This is a genomic window from Microbacterium sp. K41 (genome assembly GCF_004794395.1).
Lineage (GTDB): Bacteria > Actinomycetota > Actinomycetes > Actinomycetales > Microbacteriaceae > Microbacterium > Microbacterium sufflavum.
In genome coordinates this window covers 1-5,403 of record NZ_SSDO01000274.1, presented here as the reverse complement: position 1 = coordinate 5,403, position 5,403 = coordinate 1, and the positions used below count along the sequence as shown (strand labels likewise).

Here is a 5,403-nt window from a genome sequence, read left to right as displayed (position 1 = left end):
CGACCTTGCCCATCAGCGCACTCAGCAGCCCGGTCGCGCTGCCCGTGCTCGCGGCCTTCGCGGCCACCGAGCCCGAGGCCTCCACGAGCCCGAAGCCGAACCCGGCGACGGCGGCGGCGGCGATGAACACGACCGCATCGCCCGCCCACGCGGCGGCGACGAGTGCGACGGCCTGCAGGGCGCTGCCGAGCAGCAGTGTCGTGCGCGGGGGCTTGCGCGTCAGCAGCGGACCCGAGGCCAGCACGCCCACCAGCAGCGCGGCGAAGAGCACGGGCACCGCGGCGCTGAGGTCGGCGCCGATATCCCGCTGCGCCGAGGGCAGCACGGCGGGGACGAACGCCGCGGTCACGCCGAGTCCTGCGAACGCGCTGAACAGGCCGAGGCGGATCCGGCCGTCCGCGCCCGTCATGCGCCGTTGGCGCGCACGTGGTGCACGGCCGCGAACGTGTCGCGCAGCGCCTCCATCGAGCGGTCGTAGTTCGACTGGGCGACCCCGATGAAGATGCAGTCGACGACCATGAGCTGCGCGATGCGGCTGCCGAGCGCGCCGGAGCGGAAGCCGGTCTCGCGCGCGGCGGTCGTCAGCACGATGTCGGCCTGCCCGGCCAGCGGCGCGCCCGCGTGGTTGGTGATCGCGATCGTGGTGGCCCCCGCCTTGCGGGCGAGGAGCAGGAACTCGATGGTGTCGGTGGTCGCGCCGCTGTGCGACACCGCGATGGCGACGTTGCCGGGGCCGAGGGTGGCGGCGGAGGTCCAGGCGGCGTGCGGATCGGACCACTCCAGGGCCGTCCGCCCGATCCGGGTGAGCTTGCGCTGGAGGTCGAGGCCGACGATCGAGCTGGCCCCGACACCGAAGATGTCGACGCGGCTCGACGACGTGATCGCCTCGACCGCGGCGCGCAGCGACTCGGTGTCGAGCACCTTGGCGGTGTCGGCGAGCGACAGCGTCTCGGCGAGGGAGACCTTCGCCACGATGTCGGCGAGCGTGTCGTTGCGGTCGATGTCGCCCGACACGGCGGGGAGCGCGGCGGTGTCGTACGTCTCGCGCTCCACCTCGCGCAGCACGTGGTTGCGCAGCTCGCGCACGTGCTCGTATCCCAGGCGCTTGCAGAAGCGGACGACGGAGGTGGTGGAGGTGTCGCAGCGGTGGGCGAGCTCGGCGACCGAGAGGCCGGCGGTGGCGGCCGGGTCGGCGAGGAAGAGATCGGCGATGCGCCGCTCGCTCGGGCGGAGCTCGGGGCGGATCGCCCGCATGCGCACCAGCACGGGGGGAGCGCCGGCGTCGTCGCGGGCGGCGTCGTGGGACATGTGTTCTCCGATCGGTGTTCATAACAGTAGAGGAACTTCTGTTACACCGACAGCGACCTTCGTGTACTTTTGGTACCACCCAGACCGACGATGTTCACGGGACGTCAGGCAGCATCGCCTGAACCCAGCCAGGGCGACGCGGTCCCAGCCAGGAGGAAACAGCATGAGCACAGTACGGCGGGCGTCATTCGGCGCTCTCTCCGCCGCGGGCGTCGCGATGGCGCTCGTCATCACCGGGTGTTCCGCGCCGGCGTCGAACCCCTCGCCCTCCGAGGGCGGCACCGCGGGCGGCGACCTCGTCATCGGCGTCACCAGCGACCCGGACACCCTCTTCCCGTGGAAGGCCACGCAGTTCCAAGCGGTCAACGTCCTGCAGAACCTGTACGGCACGCTCACCGAGTTCGACGAGGACCTGAACGTGGTGCCCGGCCTCGCCGAGTCGTGGGACGTCTCGGAAGACGGCCTCACCGTCACCTTCCACCTCCGCGAGGGCGTCACCTTCGCCGACGGCAGCACGTTCGGCTCCGAAGACGTGAAGTACTCCCTCGACGCGATCGCCGCCGAGGCCACCGCGGCCGTCGCGCGCAGCTCGCTGGCGTCCGTCACCGCGGTCGAGGCGACCGACGAGACCACCGTCACCCTCACCCTCAGCGCCCCCGACGCGGCCCTGCCCGCCAATCTCGCCGTGATCAACATGGCCATGCTCTCCTCCGACGACACCGAGGAAGCGCTCAACACCACCCCGAACGGCACCGGCCCGTTCGTGCTCGAGGACCGCACCGCCAGCCAGTCGCTCACGCTCGCCAAGAACGACGACTACTGGGGCGACAAGGCGCTGCTCGACACGGTCGAGTTCCGCGTGATCCCCGACGAGTCGTCGATCGTGTCGGCCATGCAGTCCGGCAACGTGCAGCTCGCGGTGTTCGACGACCCGCTGGTCGCCCAGACCGCCGAGGGCGCGAACGTCGAGGTCGCCACGACCCCGCAGCTCAGCTACCACGCCCTTCAGCTCAACGCCACGCGCGGCGACCTGGCCGACGTGAACGTGCGGCTCGCGATCCAGTGCGCGATCGACCGCGAGGAGGTGCTGGAGACCGCCGCGCTCGGCGAGGGCGAGGTCACCGGGCCCATCACGTCGCCGGCGTTCAAGTCCGACCCCGACGCGCGCCCGTGCCCCGAGCGCGACCTCGACAAGGCGGCCGAGTACCTGAAGAAGGCCGGCAAGGAGGACGGCGTCACGATCAAGACGATCGTGTCGCAGGGCGAGTACGCCACCTCCGTCAACGAGGCGCAGAACCTGAAGGCGCAGCTCGCCGACGCCGACATCACGCTCGACCTCGAGGTGCTCGAGTCCGGCGCGTTCGTCGACCGCTGGATCGCCGCCGACTTCGACGCCGCGGTCGCTCTCAACGGCGGACGCCCCGACCCCGACGGCATGTACGGACGCTACTTCACCAGCACCGGCAACCTGAACAAGGTCGCGGGGTACTCCTCGCCCGAGCTCGACGCGCTGTTCGCCGAGGGCCGCCAGACCGCCGACACCGAGAAGCGCAAGGAGATCTACGCCGAGGTCTCCGAGAACCTCGAGGACAACGCCGCCTGGATCTGGCTGTTCACCAGCTACACCTATACGGCCACCGCCACCAGCGTGGACGGCTTCACCCCGATGGCGAACGGCTCGCTGCAGTACCTGCGGACCACCTCCATCCAGTAGCGGACCGGAGGGGGCGCGGCCGCCCGCGCCCCCTCCGTCCCCCTCCGACGACAGGCACCCTCACACGCGCATGTTCAGACAGCTCCTCCGCAACAGCGTGCTGCGACGCATCCTCGCAGCCCTCGGCACCCTCTTCGGGGTCGCCGTGTTCGTCTTCCTGATGCTGCGCGCCATCCCCGGCGACCAGATCAGCTCGGGACTCGGCACCGAGGCCGCCGCGCTCACCCCGGCGCAGCGTGAGGCTCTCGAGGCCTACTACGGCCTGGACCAGCCGCTGTTCGTGCAGTTCTTCTCCTGGCTGGGCAACATCTTCACCGGCAACCTCGGCTTCTCGTCGCGGGCGCAGACGAGCGTGCTCGACCTCACCGCGGCCGCCCTTCCCGTCACGTTCGAGCTCGCGATCCTCTCGATCGTGATCGCCCTCGCGATCGGCATCCCGCTCGGCATGCTGTCGGCCTCCAAGCCGGACTCGCTCCGCGACGGCGTCGGTCAGGTCGTGGGACTCGCGGGCCTCTCCATCCCGGCGTTCCTGCTCGGCACGGCGCTGCTGGCGATCCTGGCCCAGTCGCTCGGCTTCAACCCCAACGGCCAGGGCTACGCGCGGCTGTTCGACGACCCGCTGCTGAACCTGCAGCAGATGCTGCTCCCGTCGATCGTGCTCGGCTTCGGCATCGCGGCGCCCATCATGCGCACGACCCGCACCGCCGTGCTGGAGATCCGCGCAAACGACTTCATCCGCACGGCCCGGGCGAAGGGCGTGCCGCCGCGCCGCCTCCAGGTGCGCCACGTGCTCGGCAACGCGCTGGTCCCGATCGTCACCATGACCGGCCTGCAGTTCGGCTACCTGCTCGGCGGCGCCGTCGTGGTGGAGCAGATCTTCTCGCTCCCCGGCATCGGCCGTCAGGTGCTGCTCGGCATCCAGCAGAAGGAGTACGCGCTCGTGCAGAGCACCGTGCTGGTGATCGCGCTCGCCTTCGTCATCGTCAACCTGCTCACCGACCTGCTGTACCGGGTCATCGATCCCCGGGTGCGTGCCGCATGACCGACATCTCTCAGACCCCGGCCCTCGCCCCCGGCGGAGGGCGCACCATGGAGCGCGTGCGTCTCCTGCTGCGCAGCCGCAGCGGGCTCGCCGGCCTCATCATCGTGTTCCTGCTGGCGGTGCTCAGCGTCGTGTCGGCGTTCGGCCTGCTGCCCTTCGACCCGCTGGCGCAGGATCCGCCCTCGCGCCTGCAGCCGCCGTCGGCCGTGCACTGGTTCGGCACCGACCAGTTCGGCCGCGACGTGTTCTCGCGCGTGGCCGCCGGCGTCGCGAACTCGGCGCTGATCTCGGTCGTCGCGGTGGCGTTCGCGACCGTGGTCGGCACGGTCTGCGGCCTCATCGCCGGCTTCTACCGCGGCATCTCCGACGGAGCGATCACCGCGGTCACCAACGTCCTGTTCGCGTTCCCGCCGCTGCTGCTGGCACTGTCGCTCGCCTCGGTGTTCGACCGCAACTGGTTCACGATCGCGGTCGCCATCGCGATCGTCTACGTGCCGATCTTCATCCGCGTCACGCGCGGCCCGGTGCTGTCGCTGCGCGAGGTCGAGTACGTCAAGGCCGCCAAGAGCACAGGGCAGGGCCGCATGGCCACGATGTTCCGGCACGTGCTGCCCAACATCACGTCGATCATCATCGTGCAGGTCACGCTGTCGCTGTCGTGGGCCGTGCTGACCGAGGCGTCGCTGAGCTTCCTCGGCCTCGGCACGCCGCCGCCCGCGCCGTCGCTCGGCTCGATGATCTTCGAGGCGCGCACGCTCGTCACCATCGCGCCGTGGACCATGATCGCGCCCGGCGTGGTCGTGGTGCTGCTCGTGGTCGGGCTCAACCTGCTGGGCGACGGGCTGCGCGACAGCCTCGACCCGCGGAACCGGGGGAAGCGATGACCCTGGAGGATCTCGGCGCCCTCGCCACCGAGGCCAGCGACCCCCGCTACGCGCGACTCGACCAGATGAGCGTGGCGGAGCTTGCCCAGACCATGAACGACGCCGACGCCACGGTGCCCGCGGCCGTGCGGCGCGCACTGCCGCAGATCGTCCCGGCCATCGAGGCCACCGCGGAGCGCATGGCGCGGGGCGGACGGCTGGTCTACGTCGGGGCAGGGACGCCCGGTCGCATCGGGGTGCTCGACGCCTCGGAGTGCCCGCCCACGTTCAGCACGCCGCCCGAGCTGGTGTTCGCCATCATGGCCGGCGGGCCCGGCGCGATCGTGAACCCGGTCGAGGGCGCGGAAGACGACGCCGAGGCCGGAGCCGCCGCGATCGACGCCGCCGGCATCGGCCCGCTCGACACCGTGATCGGCATCGCCTCGAGCGGCCGCACCCCGTACGTGGTCGCGGCC

Annotated in this window: 6 protein-coding genes; 4 read left to right on the top strand and 2 right to left on the bottom strand. The window is 71.1% G+C overall.

The annotated features are described in order from the left end of the window. Both DW309_RS07690 and DW309_RS07685 read right to left on the bottom strand, forming a co-directional pair. Window positions 1-409: hypothetical protein (locus DW309_RS07690; RefSeq protein ID WP_205812668.1), on the bottom strand; the 409-nt coding region annotated here is incomplete at its 3' end. Beyond that, on the bottom strand, window positions 406-1,308 hold the full coding sequence (locus DW309_RS07685; protein ID WP_136045042.1) for a MurR/RpiR family transcriptional regulator: 903 nt from the start codon (window positions 1,306-1,308) through the stop codon (window positions 406-408). The genes DW309_RS07690 and DW309_RS07685, both read right to left, overlap by 4 nt. 163 nt (window positions 1,309-1,471) lie before the next feature. Between DW309_RS07685 and DW309_RS07680 the strand changes: the two genes are divergently transcribed. The 4 genes from DW309_RS07680 to DW309_RS07665 all read left to right on the top strand — a co-directional run. Further along, the gene (locus tag DW309_RS07680; RefSeq protein ID WP_136035409.1) at window positions 1,472-3,022 is read left to right on the top strand and encodes an ABC transporter substrate-binding protein; all 1,551 of its coding nucleotides are present in this window, start codon (window positions 1,472-1,474) and stop codon (window positions 3,020-3,022) included. A 70-nt stretch (window positions 3,023-3,092) separates the two neighbouring features. Further along, a complete protein-coding gene (locus DW309_RS07675) occupies window positions 3,093-4,064 on the top strand; it encodes an ABC transporter permease (protein ID WP_136030810.1) in 972 nt (323 codons plus the stop codon). Continuing rightward, window positions 4,061-4,948 carry an ABC transporter permease gene (locus tag DW309_RS07670; protein ID WP_136030808.1) on the top strand — a complete coding sequence of 296 codons (888 nt, stop codon included), beginning with the start codon at window positions 4,061-4,063 and terminating at the stop codon, window positions 4,946-4,948. The genes DW309_RS07675 and DW309_RS07670 overlap by 4 nt, the downstream gene beginning before the upstream one ends. Further along, window positions 4,945-5,403, top strand: a 459-nt coding sequence (locus DW309_RS07665; RefSeq protein WP_136045041.1) for an N-acetylmuramic acid 6-phosphate etherase, incomplete at its 3' end; no start/stop codon positions are given. The genes DW309_RS07670 and DW309_RS07665, both read left to right, overlap by 4 nt.

What these genes read in the sequence shown, in the direction of transcription:
- DW309_RS07680 (WP_136035409.1), top strand. Translation starts at nt 1,472, where the DNA reads ATGAGCACAGTACGGCGGGCGTCATTCGGCGCTCTCTCCGCCGCGGGC.
- DW309_RS07675 (WP_136030810.1), top strand. Translation starts at nt 3,093, where the DNA reads ATGTTCAGACAGCTCCTCCGCAACAGCGTGCTGCGACGCATCCTCGCA.
- DW309_RS07685 (WP_136045042.1), bottom strand. Translation starts at nt 1,308, where the DNA reads ATGTCCCACGACGCCGCCCGCGACGACGCCGGCGCTCCCCCCGTGCTG.
- DW309_RS07670 (WP_136030808.1), top strand. Translation starts at nt 4,061, where the DNA reads ATGACCGACATCTCTCAGACCCCGGCCCTCGCCCCCGGCGGAGGGCGC.